This is a genomic window from Burkholderia sp. Bp8986 (assembly GCF_003854225.1).
In the GTDB taxonomy this organism is placed as follows: Bacteria; Pseudomonadota; Gammaproteobacteria; order Burkholderiales; family Burkholderiaceae; genus Burkholderia.
The window spans coordinates 46815-62537 of the sequence record NZ_QTQM01000002.1 but is presented as its reverse complement, the minus strand read 5'-3'; the positions used below and the strand labels follow the sequence as shown (position 1 = coordinate 62537).

Annotated in this window: 14 protein-coding genes; 6 read left to right on the top strand and 8 right to left on the bottom strand. The window is 70.7% G+C overall.

Translation table 11 applies throughout. The features are described 5' to 3' along the window. Positions 1-15: 15 nt before the first annotated feature. From DID99_RS02175 to cobU, 4 genes are read right to left on the bottom strand one after another with little or no spacing between them, the layout of a single operon-like run. Complete coding sequence (locus DID99_RS02175) at positions 16-927, bottom strand: cobalamin-binding protein (RefSeq protein ID WP_124521545.1); 912 nt, start codon at positions 925-927, stop codon at positions 16-18. After that, on the bottom strand, positions 924-1943 hold the full coding sequence (gene cobD / locus DID99_RS02170) for a threonine-phosphate decarboxylase CobD (RefSeq protein ID WP_124488459.1): 1020 nt from the start codon (positions 1941-1943) through the stop codon (positions 924-926). The genes DID99_RS02175 and cobD overlap by 4 nt, the downstream gene beginning before the upstream one ends. Continuing rightward, complete coding sequence (gene cbiB / locus DID99_RS02165) at positions 1936-2880, bottom strand: adenosylcobinamide-phosphate synthase CbiB (RefSeq protein WP_124488458.1); 945 nt, start codon at positions 2878-2880, stop codon at positions 1936-1938. The genes cobD and cbiB overlap by 8 nt, the downstream gene beginning before the upstream one ends. Next, positions 2874-3434 carry a bifunctional adenosylcobinamide kinase/adenosylcobinamide-phosphate guanylyltransferase gene (gene cobU / locus DID99_RS02160; protein WP_124488457.1) on the bottom strand — a complete coding sequence of 187 codons (561 nt, stop codon included), beginning with the start codon at positions 3432-3434 and terminating at the stop codon, positions 2874-2876. Before cobU ends, cbiB begins: the two co-directional genes overlap by 7 nt. Positions 3435-3508: 74 nt before the next feature. Here cobU and DID99_RS02155 point away from each other — a divergent pair, with 74 nt between their 5' ends. The 4 genes from DID99_RS02155 to DID99_RS02145 all read left to right on the top strand — a co-directional run bounded on the left by DID99_RS02155 (position 3509) and on the right by DID99_RS02145 (position 6598). Continuing rightward, positions 3509-5011 carry a cobyric acid synthase gene (locus tag DID99_RS02155; RefSeq protein WP_124666006.1) on the top strand — a complete coding sequence of 501 codons (1503 nt, stop codon included), beginning with the start codon at positions 3509-3511 and terminating at the stop codon, positions 5009-5011. An 81-nt stretch (positions 5012-5092) separates the two neighbouring features. Continuing rightward, positions 5093-5233: a hypothetical protein gene (locus DID99_RS37105; RefSeq protein WP_185640879.1), complete on the top strand. Its 141-nt coding sequence runs from the start codon at positions 5093-5095 to the stop codon at positions 5231-5233. Positions 5234-5397: 164 nt separating this feature from the next. Further along, positions 5398-5811 (top strand): DoxX family protein, encoded by a 414-nt coding sequence (locus tag DID99_RS02150; protein ID WP_124666005.1) that lies wholly within the window; start codon positions 5398-5400, stop codon positions 5809-5811. A gap of 127 nt (positions 5812-5938) precedes the next feature. Beyond that, positions 5939-6598, top strand: a complete 660-nt coding sequence (locus tag DID99_RS02145; RefSeq protein WP_044849222.1) for a ParA family protein — start codon at positions 5939-5941, stop codon at positions 6596-6598. A 195-nt stretch (positions 6599-6793) separates the two neighbouring features. Here DID99_RS02145 and panD read toward each other — a convergent pair whose 3' ends face one another. The 4 genes from panD to DID99_RS02125 all read right to left on the bottom strand — a co-directional run bounded on the left by panD (position 6794) and on the right by DID99_RS02125 (position 9384). Beyond that, complete coding sequence (gene panD, locus DID99_RS02140) at positions 6794-7180, bottom strand: aspartate 1-decarboxylase (protein ID WP_006484038.1); 387 nt, start codon at positions 7178-7180, stop codon at positions 6794-6796. Between the two features lie 41 nt (positions 7181-7221). After that, complete coding sequence (panC, locus tag DID99_RS02135; protein ID WP_124521549.1) at positions 7222-8061, bottom strand: pantoate--beta-alanine ligase; 840 nt, start codon at positions 8059-8061, stop codon at positions 7222-7224. Between the two features lie 257 nt (positions 8062-8318). Beyond that, positions 8319-9191 (bottom strand): ScpA family protein, encoded by an 873-nt coding sequence (locus DID99_RS02130; RefSeq protein ID WP_044849220.1) that lies wholly within the window; start codon positions 9189-9191, stop codon positions 8319-8321. A 4-nt stretch (positions 9192-9195) separates the two neighbouring features. Further along, positions 9196-9384: a DUF3460 family protein gene (locus tag DID99_RS02125; RefSeq protein WP_044849219.1), complete on the bottom strand. Its 189-nt coding sequence runs from the start codon at positions 9382-9384 to the stop codon at positions 9196-9198. 254 nt (positions 9385-9638) lie between these two features. Between DID99_RS02125 and DID99_RS02120 the strand changes: the two genes are divergently transcribed. Together DID99_RS02120 and DID99_RS02115 are read left to right on the top strand one after the other, a co-directional pair. Beyond that, on the top strand, positions 9639-11465 hold the full coding sequence (locus DID99_RS02120) for an autotransporter assembly complex family protein (RefSeq protein ID WP_124666093.1): 1827 nt from the start codon (positions 9639-9641) through the stop codon (positions 11463-11465). Between the two features lie 28 nt (positions 11466-11493). Then, positions 11494-15579 (top strand): translocation/assembly module TamB domain-containing protein, encoded by a 4086-nt coding sequence (locus tag DID99_RS02115; RefSeq protein WP_124666004.1) that lies wholly within the window; start codon positions 11494-11496, stop codon positions 15577-15579. Positions 15580-15723 lie beyond the last annotated feature (144 nt).

The following is a 15723-nucleotide window of genomic DNA, read 5'->3' as shown; positions in this document are numbered from 1 at the left end:
CATCAAGGCCCGAAATCAGCGCGCCGGCCGCCGCGTCCGCGCCGCGTCGAGATCCTCGCACAGCGCGGCCGCGCCTTGCGCGATCCGCGGCGACGGCCGCGTCAGCAGATCGCCGTCGATCGCGAACAGGTTGTTGCGCGCCACGGCCGTCAGCGCGGGCCATGCACGCCAGCGCGCGAGGCTCGGCAGCGGCGCGTCCGAGCGTGTCGCGCCGGCGCTCGTCGTCACGATCGCTTCCGGATTCGCCGCAAGCACGGCCTCGTCGGTGACGGTCGGCGCGAGCGGCTTCAGCGCCGCGAACACGTTACGGCCGCCGCACAGCGTGACGACGTCGTTGAACAGATGCGCGCCGTTGAGCGTCGTCAGCGGCCGGTCCCATACCTGGAAGAACATCGTGACGGGCGGGCGCGCCGCGTAACGCGCGCGCAGCGCCGCGATGTTGCGCGAAAACGATGCCGCGGCCGCGTCGGCGACCGGTTCCGTGCCGAGCAGCGTGCCGAGACGGCGCAGCGACGTCGCGACGTCGTCGAGATGCTTCGGTTCGCTGAAGAACAGCGGAATGTGCAGCGCACGCAGCGCATCGGTCTGCCGCTCGGCATTGCCGTGCCGCCAGACGACGATCAGGTCGGGCTTCAGTGCGGCGATCCGCTCGAGGTCGAGCGCCTTGTTGTCGCCGACGCGCGGCACGGCCTGCGCGGCGGGCGGGTAGTCGCTGTACGTGACCGTGCCGACCAGCTTCGTGCCGCCGCCGGCCGCATAGACCAGTTCGGTCGCATGCGGCGCGAGGCTGATCACGCGTTGCGCCGGTGCGGGCAGCGTGACGGCATTGCCTGCATCGTCGCGGGTCGTGATGTCGGCGTGAGCGAAGGGCGCGAGCGCGACCAGCATCGCGAGCGCCGGCAACCGGCGCAACGGGCGGGCGTTCATGCGGATGCCCGTTGCAGCGTCGGCACGCACTGCGCGAGCGCGTCGGCGACGCGCAGCCATTCGGCTTCGTTGCCCGGCAGGCCGACGCGCACGCTCGACGGTTGCGCGAAGTGCCGCGTCCAGATTCCGTGCGTGGCGAGTGCCGTATGCAGCGCGGCGGCGCGCGGGTCGTCTGTCCAGCTGAACAGCGGCGTCGCGTGCACCGCGAAGCCGTGTGTGCGCAGCAGCGCGGCGAGGCGTGCGCCGTCGGCCGCGAGCCGCTCGCGCGCGGCGGCCTGCCATGCGCGGTCGGCGAACGCGGCGGCGACCGCGTGACGCGCGGGGCCGCTGACGGTCCACGCGCCGAGCATGTCGCGCAGCGCGGCGATCAGCTCGGGACGCGCGAGCACGAAGCCCGCGCGAATGCCGGCGAGCCCGAAGAACTTGCCGACCGAGCGCAACACGACGAGGCCCGGACGATCGGCGTACTGCGCGAGCGATGGCGTGGCGCCCGTATCCGCGAAGGCCTCGTCGACGATCAGCGTGCCGCCGCGTGCCGACAGTTGCGCATGCCAGCCGAGCAGCCGTTCGGTCGGAACGAACTCGGCAGTCGGATTGTTCGGATTCCCGACGATGACGTGACGCAGCGTCGCAGGCAACGCGTCCGAGGCGATGTCGAGCGGGACGACACGATGGCCGTGGCGCGCGAAGGCAGGCGCGTATTCGCCGTACGCGAGCGGCGCGACGCCGGCGTCGCCGGCCGGCAGCAGCGCGGGCAACGCGCGGATCGCGGCCTGGCTGCCGGCGACCGGCAGCACGTGCGCGGCATCGGGTGCGCCGTAGTAGCGGGCCGCGCATGCGGCGAGCGTGTCGCCGTCGTCGGGCAGCCGGCGCCATGCGTCGGCCGGGACCGGCGGCACCGGATAGCCGACCGGATTGATGCCGGTCGACAGGTCGAGCCAGGCGTCATACGGAATGCCGTGGCGGCGCGCGGCTTCGTGCAGGTTGCCGCCGTGCGGGATGCGTGCGTCAGACATGATGGGTTGCGAGGATGAGTGCGCCGCTCGCGACGAGCAGTGCGAGCCACAGCGCGAGCGTGCGCGTGACGAGCGACAGCGCGGCGACGACGTGCGCGGCCGTCGCCGGTGCGCCGGTGCCGAGCGCGGGACGGTCTTCGATTTCGCCGTGATAGACGGCCGGGCCGCCGAGCTGCACGTTCAGGCTGCCGGCGCCCGCGGCCATCACGGGGCCCGCGTTCGGGCTGTCCCAGTGGCGCGCCTGCGTGCGCCAGCAGCGCCACGCGGCGGCCGTGTCGCCGAGCAGCGCGTAGCTCGCGGCGGTGAGGCGTGCGGGAATCCAGTTGAGCGCGTCGTCGAGTCGCGCGGCGGCCCAGCCGAAGGTCAGGAAGCGCGGCGTGCGATAGCCCCACATCGCGTCGAGCGTGTTCGCGAGCCGGAACAGCAGCGCGCCGGGGCCGCCGGCGACGACGAACCAGAAGAGCGCGCCGAAGATCGCGTCGTTGCCGTTCTCGAGGGCCGATTCGACGGCCGCGCGCGACAGCGCGCCTTCGTCGGCTGCGCTCGTGTCGCGCGACACGATCCGTGCGGTCAGCGCGCGTGCGGCATCGAGATCGTGCCGCAGCAGCGCGGCGGCGATCGGCGCGACATGGTCGGCGAGGCTCTTCGCGCCGAGCGCGAACCACAGCAGCGCGACGTGCAGCGCGGCCGCGAGCGGCCAGGGCAGCACGGCCGCGAGCCACGCGGCGACGGCCACCGGCGGCACCACGGCCGCGACCCATGCGGCGACGCCGACCACGCGGCCGCGCCGGCCCGTGTTCAGCGCGCCTTCGATGCGCGCGGCAAGCCGGCCGAACGCGACGAGCGGATGCCAGCCGGCCGGTTCGCCGATCACACGATCGACGATCGCGGCCGCGACCGCGAGCATCGCGACGAGCGGCAGCGACAGCATCAGCATGACGGCGCTCCGGCCTTGAGTTCGAGCGGCAGCCCGGCGACCAGCAGCGTCACGCGCGTCGCGAGCGCGGCGACGCGCTGGTTCAGGCGCCCGAGTTCGTCGACGTAGCGGCGCGTGACCGACCCGAGCGGCACGACGCCGAGCCCGATTTCGTTGCTGACGACGATCACCTTCGCACGCGCGCCGCGCAATGCGTGCTCGAGCCGCCCGACCTGCGCCGCGTACTGCGCATCGTCGAGCGGTTCGCCGTCGAGCGGGCACAGCAGGTTCGTGAGCCACAGCGTCAGGCAGTCGACGAGCAGGCACGCGTGCGGATCGTCGAGCCGCGCGAGCGTGCCGGCGAGGTCGACGGGCGCGTCGGCGAAACCCCAGTCGGCCGGCCGGCGCGCGCGGTGATGCGCGATGCGCCGTTCGAATTCGGCGTCGGCGGCCGTCGCGGCCGCGGTCGCGATGTAGGTGACGGGGCGGCCGCTGTCGGCGGCGAGCCGCTCGGCGTGCGCGCTCTTGCCCGAGCGCGCGCCGCCGAGGACGAAGGTGAGGTCGTGCGGAATCATCGCGTGATTGTAACGGCGCGGGCGGCCGCACGCGGGCGATAATGCGCGTTTGCTTCGCCACGACTTTGCACACGATGAACGCACCCGAACCGCAGCCGCACGGCACGTTGATGATCCAGGGCACGACGTCCGACGCGGGCAAGAGCACGCTCGTCGCGGGCCTGTGCCGCCTCGCGCGCCGTGCGGGCGCGCGGGTCGCGCCGTTCAAGCCGCAGAACATGGCACTGAACAGCGCGGTGACGGCCGACGGCGGCGAGATCGGCCGCGCGCAGGCGCTGCAGGCGCTGGCCGCCGGCGTCGCGCCGCATACGGATTTCAATCCGGTGCTGCTGAAGCCGACCAGCGACCGCGGCGCGCAGGTGATCATTCACGGCAAGGCGCGCATGAACCTCGACGCGCGTGCTTACCACGACTACAAGCCGGTCGCGTTCGACGCGGTGCTCGAGTCCTACGCGCGGCTGCGCGCCGGCTACGACACGGTGCTCGTCGAAGGCGCGGGCAGCCCGGCCGAAATCAACCTGCGCGAAGGCGACATCGCGAACATGGGCTTCGCCGAGCGCGTCGACTGCCCGGTCGTGCTGGTGGCCGACATCGACCGCGGCGGCGTGTTCGCGCACCTGGTCGGCACGCTCGCGTGCCTGTCGGACAGCGAGCGCGCGCGCGTGCGCGGCTTCGTCATCAACCGCTTTCGCGGCGACATCAGGCTGCTCGAACCGGGCCTCGGCTGGCTGCGCGCGCAGACGGGCAAGCCGGTATTCGGCGTGCTGCCGTACCTGCACGGGCTGATGCTCGATGCCGAGGACATGCTGCCGTCGCAGGCGCGCAGCGCCGCCGCGCGCGGCGATGCCGGCGTGCTGCGCGTGGTGGTGCCCGCCTTGCCGCGGATCAGCAACCATACCGATTTCGACCCGCTGCGTGCGCATCCGCAGGTCGAGTTCACGTACTGGAAGAGCGGCCCGGTGCCGGACGCCGACCTGCTGATCCTGCCCGGCTCGAAGAGCGTGCAGCGCGATCTCGCGTGGCTGCGCGACGCGGGCTGGGACGCGGTGATCCGCCGGCACCTGCGCTATGGCGGCAAGGTGATCGGCATCTGCGGCGGGATGCAGATGCTCGGCCGCACGCTGGACGATCCGCTCGGCCTCGAAGGGGCGCCCGGCAGCGTGGCGGGGCTCGGGTTGCTCGATTTCGACACGACGCTGCAGCCGGACAAGACGCTGAAGAACGTGACCGGGCAGCTCGCGCTGCCGGGCGCTGCCGCGGTGCACGGCTACGAGATCCACATGGGCGACACGCGCGGGCCCGCGCTCGCGGCGCCCGCGCTGGAACTGGCGGCGGGCGACGCACCGGGCGGCGTGCGCCCGGACGGCGCACGGTCGGCCGACGGGCAGATCCTCGCGACCTACGTGCACGGGCTGTTCGACGCGCCCGACGCGTGCGCGGCACTGCTCGCATGGGCGGGGCTCGACGGCGCGGAACGCATCGACTATCCGGCGCTGCGCGAGGCGTCGCTGGAGCGGCTGGCCGATTCGTTCGCCGAGCATCTCGACCTGCGCGCGCTGTACGCCGAGTTCCGCTGACGCATGGCGTGCCGGCCTGGCATTTTGCGGCGGATCGCGTACAACTCAGATGGGCGGAGGTCCGCCCGAAGGAGCGCGACGATGAAGGCTCGATGGTGGTTGAGTGTGCTGCTCGCGGTGCTGCTGGGCGCGTCGGCGCTTGCGCACGCGTGCGATTCGTATGCACCGGGCGGCGGGCCGGCCGGTTCGGGCGACGCTGCCCAAGGCAAGAGCGGCGGCTGAGGTTCGCGGCGGGGTGCTGGCATCGGGGCATGATCGGTCATGCCCTTTTTCATGATCCGATTCGTTCCATTCAGGAATCAGTTAAAGCCGAAATGCGTGTTTATTGGTCGAAACGATTCGAATAGAGTGCGATCCATTCCCATCCACTCACGAAGGAATTCGCCATGAACCCCAATCGCCTGAACGATCTCGGCGCGACGCTGCTGCGTGTCGCACTCGGCGTGCTGTACCTTGCGCACGTCGCGCAGAAGGTGTTCGTCTTCACGCTGCCCGGCACCGCGCAGTTTTTCGCGTCGATCGGCCTGCCGGGCTGGCTCGCGTATGTCACCACCGTCGTCGAACTGGCCGGCGGCCTCGCGCTGCTCGCGGGCTTCCGCGTGCGGATCGCCGCACTCGTGCTGCTGCCGTTCATGCTCGGCGCGGTGTCCGCGCATCTGCCGAACGGCTGGAGCTTCGCGTCGCCGAACGGCGGCTGGGAATACCCGGCGTTCTGGGCCGTCACGCTGGCCGTGCAGGCGCTGCTGGGCGGCGGTGCGTTCGCGCTCGGCGCACCGCGCGCCGCGACGCGCGCCGCATAAACGGGGCGGGCTTCGGCGCAACCCGTTCCGGTGACACCCGGTTTGCCGATATCATCGCTCCCTGTATCCGCAATCGAGCGGCGCCTGCCAGGGCGGCAGGCGCCGCACGGCTTTTTCGGGGGAATTCATGACGGTCATCGTGGTGGCGAATCCGAAGGGCGGCGTGGGGAAGAGCACGCTGTCCACCAATCTTGCCGGCTATTTCGCGGCGCAGGGCGCATGGGTCGCGCTCGCCGATCTGGACCGGCAGCAGTCCGCGCATGCGTGGCTCGACCTGCGGCCGGCCGGCCTGCCGCCGATCGAGGCGTGGGAGCTCGACCCGGATGCGCCGTCGAAGCCGCCGCGCGGCCTCGAATATGCGGTGATCGACACGCCGGCCGGGCTGCACGGCAACCGGCTCAACGTCGCGCTGCAGCTCGCCGACAAGGTGATCGTGCCGCTGCAGCCGTCGATGTTCGATATTCTCGCGACCCAGCAGTTTCTGGAGCGCCTCGCCGGCGAGAAGGCCGTGCGCAAGGGCAGCGTCGAGGTCGGGATCGTCGGGATGCGGGTCGACGCGCGCACGCGCTCGTCCGACCAGCTGCACCGTTTCGTCGAAGGGCTCGGGCTGCCGGTGCTCGGCTACGTGCGCGACACGCAGAACTACGTGCAGATCGCCGCGCACGGCCTGACGCTGTGGGACGTCGCGAAGAGCCGCGTCGAGAAGGACCTCGAGCAGTGGCGGCCGATCGTCGAATGGGCCGAGCGCCGCGCGCCGAAAGCGGAGAAGGTCGCGAAGGCGTCCTGAGCGCGCGAGGCGAACCCGCGCGGCGCAGCCGGTCGAATTCGGTCGGTTCCCGCTCCAATGAAGAAGGGCCTGATGCGGCAGCGTGCCGGATCAGGCCCTTCGTACGTATGCGGCTGCGCGGCTTCGGCCGCCCCGGCGCGCGGGGCGCCGCGGCAGCGATCCGGCGCGCCGCGATACGCCGGCCGGCCGCGTGAATCAGGTCCAGTTCTGCGTCGGCACGTGGTCGCGGTGGCCCTTGATCTTGTTGCCTTCGTCGATGAACACGAGCTTCGGCTTCCAGCCGGCCTGCAGCTCGGCTTCGTCGACCATCGCGAACGCCGCGATGATCACGAGGTCGCCGAGTTGCGCGCGGCGCGCGGCCGAGCCGTTCAGCGAGATCATCCCGCTGCCGCGCTCGCCCTTGATCGCGTAGGTCGAGAAGCGCTCGCCGTTGTTGATGTTCCAGATGTCGATCCGTTCGTTTTCGATCAGGCCCGCCGCTTCGAGCAGGTCTTCGTCGATCGCGCACGAGCCTTCGTAATGCAGCTCGCAGTGCGTGACGGCCGCGCGGTGGATCTTCGATTTGAGCATGTGGCGCTGCATGGTATCTCCGTGATGCGTGTGAGGCGAGGGCGGGCGGCCCGTCAGATTTCCAGGTTGTCGATCAGGCGCGTCGCGCCGAGCTTCGCGGCCGCGAGCACGACGAGCGGCTCGCCGGCTTCGAGCTCGGCGGCGCTCGGCGCGATCAGGTTCGCGCGGCGGCGGATCGCGATGTAGTCGGGCGCCCAGCCGCGCTCGGCCAGATGCGTGCGCGCGTGCTGCTCGAGCGTGCCGAGGTCGCGCTCGCCGCCGAGCACGCTCTCGCGCACGCGTTGCAGCGTCTTCGCGAGCTCGGGCGCTTCCTTGCGCTCGTCGGTCGTCAGGTAGCGGTTGCGCGACGACAGCGCGAGGCCGTCCTCGTCGCGCACGGTCTCGGCCGCGATGATCTCGACCGGCAGCGCGAGCTGCTGGCACATGCGGCGCACGATCATCAGCTGCTGGTAATCCTTCTTGCCGAACACGGCGACGCGCGGCTGCACGCAGGACATCAGCTTGGTGACGACCGTGCACACGCCGGCGAAGAAGCCGGGGCGGAACTCGCCCTCGAGAATCCCGCCGAGGTCGTCGGGCGGCAGCACGCGGTACTCCTGCGGCTCCGGATACATGTCGCGCTCGGTCGGCGCGAACAGCACGTAGACGTTTTCCTTCTGCAGCTTCTCGATATCGTCCTGCAGCGTGCGCGGATATTTGTCGAAATCCTCGTTCGGGCCGAACTGCAGCCGGTTGACGAAGATGCTCGCCACGACCGGGTCGCCGTGCTGGCGCGCGAGGCGCATCAGCGACAGGTGACCTTCGTGCAGGTTGCCCATCGTCGGCACGAACGCCGTGCGGTTCTGTCCGCGCAACTGGTCGCGCAGTTCCTGGATCGAGCTGATGACTTTCATGATCGGGTAGCGGGTTCCTCGCGCAGGCGCGCGTTGGCGCCGCAACAGCGGCGTCGGGGTCGAAGCGGAGAACGCCGGCGCGCGGGCGGCGCATCGGGCGTCGGCGGATTGTAGAGGATTTGGCCGCCGGACGCATCGAAAAAAGTACGATCGTTCACTTTTTGCGCGGGCGCGCCGCAGGCAGCCCGCGCGGGCGGGCCCGGCGGCGGGATGCGGCGTGTTTCGGTGTGCGGGGTGAGGCGGGGGCGGCGGGCGCCTTATGCGGGCAGGTACGCGAGGCGCACGTAGATCGGCGCGAACGGTTCGGGCTGCGTGATCTCGACGAGCGATTCGCGCGCGAGTTCGAGCATCGCGATGAAGTTCACGACCACGACCGGCACGCCGCGCGACGTGTCGAACAGGTCGGCGAACTCCATGAAGCGTGCGTTCTGCAGCTTGCGCAGGATCAGGCTCATGTGTTCGCGCACCGACAGCTCCTCGCGGGAGATCTTGTGGTGCTGGACGAGCTTCGCGCGCTTGAGCACGTCGGCCCACGCGGCGCGCAGGTCGTCCGAGTTCACGTCGGGAAAGCGCGGCGTGATGCTCTGCTCGATGTAGACCTCGGCGCGCAGGAAGTCGCGGCCGAGCTGCGGCAACTGGTCGAGACGTTGCGCGGCGAGCTTCATCTGCTCGTATTCGAGCAGGCGGCGCACGAGTTCCGCGCGCGGATCCTCGGCTTCCTCGCCCGTGTCGGCCTTCTTGACCGGCAACAGCATCCGCGACTTGATCTCGATCAGCATCGCGGCCATCAGCAGGTATTCGGCGGCCAGCTCGAGGTTCGACGTGCGGATCTGGTCGACGTAACCCAGATATTGCGCGGTGACCTGCGCCATCGGGATGTCGAGCACGTTGAAGTTCTGCTTGCGGATCAGGTACAGCAGCAGGTCGAGCGGGCCTTCGAACGTCTCGAGGAACACCTCGAGCGCATCGGGCGGGATGTAGAGGTCCTGCGGCAGCTTGAAGAGCGGCTCGCCGTACAGGCGTGCGAACGCCGCGACACCGTCGACCGTGTCGGGCGTCGAATCGGCGCCCGCGGGCGCGGCGATCGCGTCGTCCTGCCGGGCGGCGCTGGCCTCGTCGGCGGCGCTCACGTCGTCAGAAGTTCTGGTAGTAGACGTAGGACGTTTGCTTCACGCGCGATTCCTGCTGCTCGGCACGCTCGTCGAGGTCGATCGGCTGCTTGTCCCACAGCAGGGAGCGGCCCTTGCGCTGCTCTTCTTCGAGCGTCGGCTTCTGTTGCTTGAGCTGGTTCAGGAATTGCGTGACGTCGGACTGGTACGGCATGGCTTGGCTTTCCGTTTCGGGCGGCGCACGATGCGCCGGATTCGCGATGGCGGGATTTTACCGCATCGCGGGGAACAGCCGGCGGCAATCGCGCGTCGAATCCGCTGGCCGGTGCCCGCGGCGCGACCGGCCGGGCCCGTGCGCGCGTCGTTGCGCGCAAGCGTCAAAGCGGGGCCCGCGCGGGCAGGGCCGCCGCCTTGTGGTCAAATACAGGGTTTTCCACGGAATCACGACAACCGAGGGTGAGGTCATATTTGGCGGGTCACGCGAACCAGCAAGCACACACGACGCATGAGACGAGCCCGCGCGCGGCCCGACACCCCGGTCGTCGCGCACGGCGCGGCGCCGGTGCGGCGGCCCGGGCAGCCCTCGTCGGCTGTCTCGCCGCGTTCGTCGTGCTGCCGGCCTACGCGAAGTACGACGTCGACATCGACGCGCCGCGCTCGATCCGCAAGCTACTCAAGACCCATCTCGACATCGCGCGCTTCGCGAAGCGCGACGACATCAGCGACGACCAGTTCGACTTCCTCGTGACCGCGACACCGCAGCAGGTGCGCGACCTGACCGCGACGGCCGGCTATTTTTCGCCGGTCGTGCGCACCGACGTGCGCACGCGCGACGGCAAGCGTGACGTGCGCGTCGCCGTCGATCCGGGGCCGCAGACCGTCGTGTCGACGGTCGACCTGACGTTCAAGGGCCCGGTCGGCACCGAGGATCCGAAGCAGGAGGCCGCGACCCGCTTCGCGTTTTCGCTGAAGCCGGGCGACCCGTTCACGCAATCGGACTGGGACGTCGCGAAGGGCGCGGCGCTCAGGCAATTGCAGGCGCGCCGCTACCTGGGCGCGAAGATCGCGTCGTCGGAGGCGCGCATCGACCCGCGCACGCAGCGCGCGACGCTGGCCGTCACGTTCGACAGCGGCCCGACATTCACGATCGGCAAGGTTGATGTCGATGGCGTGCGCCGCTACCCGGAGAAGATCGTCACGAACGTCAATCCGCTGTCGGAAGGCGAGATCTACGACGTGCAGCGGATCACCGAGCTGCAGCGGCAACTGCAGAACACGCCGTACTATGCGAGCGTCGCGATCGACGTCGGCGACGATACGTCGAAGCCCGAGCGTACGCCCGTGCACGTGAAGGTCAGCGAGTTCCCGTACAACAACATTCGCGGCGGCGTCGGCTACGCGACCGATACGGGCCCGCACGTGCAGGGCTCCTACACGTATCTCGACACGTTCGGCGCCGCGTGGCCGTTCACCGTGTCGGGCCGGCTCGACCAGATCCAGCAGTACGGCCAGGTCCAGCTGTCGATGCCGCCCGGCGCGAAAGGGTGGACCAACAGCGTGCTCGCGTCGTACACGAACACCAACGTGTCGGACACGCGCATCTACAGCGCGCGGGTCGGCGTGCAGCGCACGCGCACCGGCCAGTTCATCGACTACGCGTACTCGCTGATGTTCTACCAGGACCGGCTCGACCAGAACGGCGCCGGCCCGACCACGAGCCGCGCGCTGGTGCCGCAGTGGGCATGGACGCGCCGCAACGTCGACGATCCGCTGTTCCCGCGCTCGGGCAACCTGATCCACGCGGAGGCCGGCTTCGCGATCAAGGGCGTGTTGACCGACCAGACCTTCATCCGCGGTTACGCGCGCGGCCAGCAGTACGTGCCGATCGGCAAGCGCGACCTGTTCGTGTTCCGCGCGGAGCTCGGCGGCGTGTTCACGAGCGGCAGCTCGACCGGCGTGCCGGCATCGCTGCTGTTCCGCGCGGGCGGCTCGAACTCGGTGCGCGGCTACGGTTACCAGAGCATCGGCAACAGCGTCGCCGGCTCCGTGCTGCCGACCAAGTACCTGATGACGGGCACCGCCGAATACCAGCACTGGTTCAACCGCGACTGGGGCGCCGCGACCTTCTTCGACATCGGCACCGCGACCGATGCGTGGGGCGAGCGCGTGTTCTATCCGGGCGTCGGCATCGGCGCGCGCTGGCGCAGCCCCGTCGGCCCGATCAACGTCGACGTCGCGTACGGACTGCGCAACCACAGCGTGCGCCCGTACCTGACGCTCGGCATCGCCTTCTGACCTTGTTGCACGAGCCACGACGAACCGCATGACGAAGGACCCGAACGACACGCCGCCGCCGAACGATCCGGACTCGCCCGAGCGCGCGCCCGGTGCGCCGCCGCGCGGGCCGCGGCGTGTGCGTGCGGGCCGGATCGTCGCGTGGACGCTCGTGACGGCCGTGCTGCTCGTCGTGCTGGCGGCCGGGCTCGTGCTGGCCGCGGCGACGACCGAGCGCGGCACGCGGCTCGCGTGGCAGACGGCCGTGCGCGTACTCGGCGGCCGGCTGGCGGGCACGCTGGACGGCGGCGCGCTCGCGACCGGCGTGCGGCTGCGCGGCTTCGCGTGGACGAGCCCCGGCGGCACGAGCACCGAAGTGCGGATCGACCGGCTCGACGGCCGCTGGGTGCTGACCCGCGCGCCGTGGCGGCTGTCGGTCGCTTACCTGCGCGCGGGCACGGTCGACGTGCGGATCGTGCCGGGGCCGTCGAAACCGGCCGCGACGCCGCAGGACCTGAGCCTGCCGCTGCAGTTGCGGATCGACGACCTGCGTGTCGATCACCTGGCGATCCACGAAGGCGGCTCGACGACGCAGCTCGACCATCTCGCGCTGAACGGCCGCAGCGACGGCCGTCACCATGAACTCGCGCTCGATGGCGTCGACACGCCGTACGGCGCGCTGACCGCGCGCGCTAAGCTCGACGGCGCGAAGCCGTTCGCGCTGACGGGCAACGCGACCTACGTGGGCAAGCTGGCCAACGAAGCGGTCAACGCGAGCGCGAACGTATCGGGTTCGCTCGAAGCGCTCGTCGCCGACGTGACCGCGAGCGGGATGAAACTGAACGGCCGCGCGCACGTCGAGGCCGCGCCGTTCGGCACGGTGCCGCTCACGCGCGCGTCGCTCGCGTTCGATCACGTGAACCCGCAGGCGATCGCGCCGGGCGCGCCGGCCGCCGATCTCGCGGTGCGCGCGGAGCTGGCGCCCGTGACCGCGCCGGCCGGCACTGCCCCGGCGAAGGGGTTCGCGGTGACCGGCCCCGTGTCGATCGTCAACGCGAAGCCCGGCACGCTCGGCGAGCACCTGCTGCCGGTCGTCGACGCGCATGCGACCGTCCATCTCGACGCGCACGCGCAGCGAATCGACGGCCTCGCGCTGAAACTGATCCGCGACGGCAGCGTGACCGGCAACGGCACGCTGACGGGCGGCAAGGGCCGCTTCGACCTGAAGGTCGCGAATCTCGACCTGAACGCCTTCATTGCCGAGTTGCGGCCGATGCGCCTGGGCGGGCCGCTCGGCGTGACGCTCGCCGGCGACGTGACGACCGTCGATTTCGACCTGAACGATCCGAAGCTCGCGCTCGGCGCGCGTGCGAAGGTCGCGCTGACGCCGCAGCAGACGGTGCTGACCGATGCACGCGTGACGGCGGGCAAGGGCCGTATCGACCTGACCGGCGTGTTCCGTCACGATGCGCATTCGAGCTACGACGCGAAGGCGACGCTGACCGCGTTCGATCCGCTGCTGCTCGCGGCGATGGGCGCGCCGAAGGCCGGTAGCGGCAAGCCGGCGGCAAAAGTGGCCAAAACAGCGACCAAAACAGCGACCAAAACCGCCGCCGCGGCCAAGGCGCCGGCCAGGCGCGGCGAGACGCGCGTATCGGGCACGCTGACGGCATCCGGCGCGTTCGCGCCGCAGATGTCGACGAAGGCGACCTTCAAGCTCGGCGACAGCCTGTACGACGGCGTGCCGCTGACCGGCGCAGGCGTCGTGCAGTTCGCCGGCTCGCGGATCCTGCCGAGCAATGCGACGCTGTCGATCGCGGGCAACCACGTCGACCTGCGCGGCAGTTTCGGCGCGCCGGGCGACCGGCTGCGCTTCGTCGTCGACGCGCCGGAACTCGACCGGCTCGGCTTCGGCGTGCAGGGGCTCGTGCAGGCGCAGGGCGAGCTGACCGGCAGCTTCGCGCATCCGAACGTGACGGCCACCTACAAGGCCCAGCACGTCGTGGTCGGCTCGAACCGGATCGGTGCCGCGCAGGGTCGCGCCGACATCCGCGACGGCGCGCACGGCGCGCTCGTGTTCACGGCCGACGCGACCGACATCGCACTCGGCTCGCTGCAACTGAAATCGCTGCGCGCGAACCTCGACGGCACGCGCGCGAAGCACACGCTCGACGCGTCGGCGATGGGGACGGCCGGCGGCCGCGTGATCGACCTGACGCTCGCGGCGAACGGCGGCGTGGTCGAGAGCCGCGACGGAACGCGCTGGGACGGCACCGTCACGCGCCTCGCGAACCGCGGCACGCCGGCGGTGGCGCTGCAGGCGCCGCTTGCGGTGTCGGCCGGCGCCGGCCGCGTGACGCTCGGCGCGACGCGGCTCACGCTCGAAGGCGCGGCGATCGACCTGAAGTCGTTCGTGTTCGACCACGGCCAGATGCGCTCGGCAGGCGCCGTGCGCGATGCATCGGTCGCCCGTTTCCTCGAGATCCGCCAGGAACTGACGGGCCAGCGGCCGCCGGTGCGCACCGACGTCGTGCTCGATGCCGACTGGGATTTCTCGCTCGGCGCGAACGCGACGGGCTACGTGCAGGTGAAGCGGCGCGGCGGCGACGTGACGGTCGAGACCGGGCGCGGTATTGCGTCGCTCGGGTTGACCGACCTGTCCGCGCGCGCGAGCTTTGCACCCGGCAACCGGCTCAACGTGGTGGCGCTCGCGAAGGCGAACCGGGTCGGCACGCTCGACGCGAACGTCACCGTGCCGTTCGCGCTGCGCGACGGCGTGTTCGGCGTCGTCGACGACGGCCCGCTGTCGGGCCGCATCGACGCCGACATTCCGTCGCTGAAGGCGACCGGCAACCTGTTCGGGCCGAGCTACCTGCTCGGCGGGCGCGCGGCGTTGAAGCTGACGGTCGCGGGCACGCCGGTGAAGCCGAACGTGTCGGGGATGCTGACGGGCGACGACCTGTCCGCGACGCTCGTCGATCAGGGCGTGCAGCTGAAGGACGGCATCGTGCGCGTGAAGCTCGCGGAGAACCTCGTCGAATTCCAGCAGGTCGAGTTCCACGGCGGCGACGGAACGCTGCGCGCGATCGGCCGCGTGCGTCTCGACGGCGAGGCGCCCGACCTGACCGCGAGCATCGTCGCGGACAAGCTCGAGCTGTTCGCGGCGCCGGATCGCAAGCTGTCGCTGTCGGGCAAGGCGACCGTCGCGAACGACGGGCCGCGCGGCGCACTGTCGATCGACGGCAAGTTCGTCGTCGACCGCGCGCTGTTCGACCTGCCGGAGGAGTCGGCGCCGCACCTGTCCGACGACGTCGTGATCGTGCGCCCGGACGGCACGGTGCGCGGCGACGTGCAGACCGGTACGGCGGTCGCGAAGCCGCAGAAGGTCGAGGATAAGCCGGCGCCGTCGCTCGCGCCGCGCGCGAACATCGACATCGGGCTCGGCAACAACTTCCGCTTCAAGGGGCACGGCGCGGATCTCGGCCTGCGCGGCACGATCACCGTGATGAGCGCGCCCGGCGTGCCGCTGCGCGCGGTCGGCAACGTGCGCGTGACGGAAGGCTCGACGTATACGTCGTTCGGCCGCAAGCTCGCGGTCGAGAACGGCTTCTTCACGTTCAACGGCCCGGTGTCGAATCCGGGCGTGAACATCCTCGCGATGCGGCGCAACCAGGAGGTCGAGGCCGGCGTGCAGGTCACCGGCACGATCCAGTCGCCGACGGTCAAGCTCGTGTCCGAGCCGAACGTCACCGACAACGAAAAGCTGTCGTGGCTGCTGTTCGGGCACGGCACCGACCAGGGCAACAACGTCGGCCAGCAGAACGCGATGACGGCCGCGCTCGGGCTGCTCGGCAGCGCGACCGGCAAGCGCGTCGCGCAGAGCATCGGTCTCGACGAATTCTCGATCGGCCGCAGCGACGTCGGCCTGACCGATGCGCAGGTCGTGCAGATCTCGAAGGCGATCAACGAGCGCTTCGTGCTCGGTTACGAGCAAGGGCTGCAATCGGCGAGCAATGCGTTCAAGGCGACGATCAACCTCACGCGCTTCTGGTCGGTGTCCGCGTATGGCGGCACGTTCCAGGGCGTCGACCTGAACTACACGCGGCGTTTCGATCGCTGGTTCGGCCAGCGGTGACGAAGCGGGCGCCTGGCCGGTCGGCCACGCGCGCCGGCGCTCCGGTTCGCGCGTGCGCACGCGCCGAAGCCTGCCCGCGTAGCGGCGAGCGTCACGCCGACCTGCAACCACCGGCCGCGGCGCCGCTCGCGGCCGCCCATGAAA